Consider the following 2001-nt stretch of genomic DNA (forward strand, 5'->3'; position numbering starts at 1 on the left):
TTGGCGCGCAACCAAGCGTTGGTGCATCGATCCTTTGTCAACGATTTGGCGATAGGCAGGCAGGATCGAAATCAGCTTGATCCGAGTGCCATGCCGTACAAACCAACGCAGATCGTCGTCATCACATCGGAAAGATGAAATTCAGGGTGACGAATTGGCGTGACTACGAAGTGGACTGCACCCCATCGGTGAGACAGTAATCAGTAACAGTTCTCCCTGCTGTGGATTGCGTTTGGTGTCTTTTGCGACGGCGGTGGAAAGCGGTGATACCGGACCGCCGGGTCAAAGGGACAAGCACATTGCCGCAATCGCAAACGACGGTCGGCTGAAATGGCAGGCAGCCACCGGCTATGGCAAGCGCGCGTTGAGCGAAACAGCCGTCGGACGATACAAGGGCCTGATCGGACGGCGCATGCGAGCACGCTCTCTTCCGGCTCAACAGACCGAGGTTGCCATCGGTTGCATCGTTCTCAACCGCATGCTGGCATGTGGACGCCCGGAGTCTATCCGGCGTCAAGTCACACAGGCATAACCAACTACATCAAAGATCGAAATGCGTTCGATTTCATATCCGCGCACCAACACCATCGGGTGGGTATCCATTCGTTGGATAACAACAGGTAGAAGGTTCGATTTCAACCTCGGCGACGTACCGAGCAGTATGCCGAGCGGCCGTCGGCTCTCAGAACATCCATCGACAATTCGGATAGCAGATTGGTGGACGCCCTCTCCATCGAACCGCATCCCAGCTTAAGCGGAGAACATCATGATTTCACCCTACACGATCAACATCCCTGACGAACGGCTCGCCACGATCAGAGCTAAGGTCGAGGCTTATGACTGGAGCCAGCTGCCGGATGCGGGAGGCTGGTCAGCGGGGGTCGGGGTTGATGACCTCAAGCGGCTCACCGCGTATTGGCGGGACAGCTATGACTGGCGTGCGGTCGAACGGCGACTCAACGCACTCCCCAACTTCATGGCCGACGTGGAAGGCGAGCACATCCACTTCGTTCATGTGAAAGGCGACGGCTTCAAGCCGCCCGTCCTGCTCCTCCACGGCTGGCCGGGCTCGTATCTCGAGTTCGAGCGGCTCTTGGAGCCGCTCGCAGCGGACGGGCACGATGTTGTCGTCCCCTCGCTTCCTGGCTTCGCGTTCTCCACCCCGATCACGGGCCCGATCGGCCCGCGGCGGGCTGCTGCGCTCGTGCATGGGCTGATGATCCAACTGTTCGGCGACGCGCGGTATTTCATTCAAGGGGGCGATTGGGGCCACGGCATCGCGGCCTGGGCAGCGCATGATCGACCGGACGCTCTGCGCGGCATCCATATTAACATGATGACCGTGCGTGCGGAGGACGCCGCTCCGACGACCGGCGAGGAGAAGTCCTTCGCCGCCAATCGGGCCGCGATTGCCGATCAGGAGAGCGCCTACTTTCACGAGCAGGCAACCCGCCCGCAAACGCTCGGCGTCGCGATGGCCGACAGCCCGGTCGGAGCGGCGGGCTGGATACTCGAAAAGTTCGGCAAGTGGGCCGATCTTCCGACAACCGCCGATGGCGACCCGGACATCTGGAGCAAGTTTTCCGAGGAGGAACTCCTCACCAACATCATGCTCTACATTGCGCCGGCATCGTTCGTGACTGCAACCTGGATCTACTACGGCAGCCGGCTTGAAGAGTCGCGGATGCTCCCGGCCGGCACCCACATCCAGGTGCCGACCGGCGTTGCGGCCTTCCCCGATCCGGTGTTCTTGCCGCCGCCGCGCTCGTTCGCGGAGAAGACCTACAATATCGTGCATTGGACCGACATGCCGCGGGGCGGGCATTTCGCCGCGCTGGAAGAGCCGGAACTGATGCTGGCCGACCTGCGCGCCTTTATCGCGACGGTGTCGGGAGCGCGCGCCTGAAGGTGGAGATTTCCGTTTCCGAAGCGCTGTGCGTGGAGTGCTGTCAAACCAAATTCACCTGTCGGTAAGGAGGGCAGGGTAGGTCGTGTAAAGGC

Annotated in this window: 1 protein-coding gene and 1 pseudogene; both read left to right on the forward strand. The window is 60.7% G+C overall.

Annotated features, from left to right (window positions below):
• Positions 1–274 precede the first annotated feature (274 nt).
• Positions 275–532 (forward strand): annotated as a pseudogene (locus ACPYOP_RS32820) (IS5/IS1182 family transposase); the annotation flags it as partial.
• A 234-nt stretch (positions 533–766) separates the two neighbouring features.
• A complete protein-coding gene (locus ACPYOP_RS32825) occupies positions 767–1906 on the forward strand; it encodes an epoxide hydrolase family protein (RefSeq protein WP_481414367.1) in 1140 nt (379 codons plus the stop codon).
• The last annotated feature ends 95 nt before the right edge of the window (positions 1907–2001 follow it).

It is taken from the genome of Rhizobium sp. KNZ2-6A, assembly GCF_056755475.1.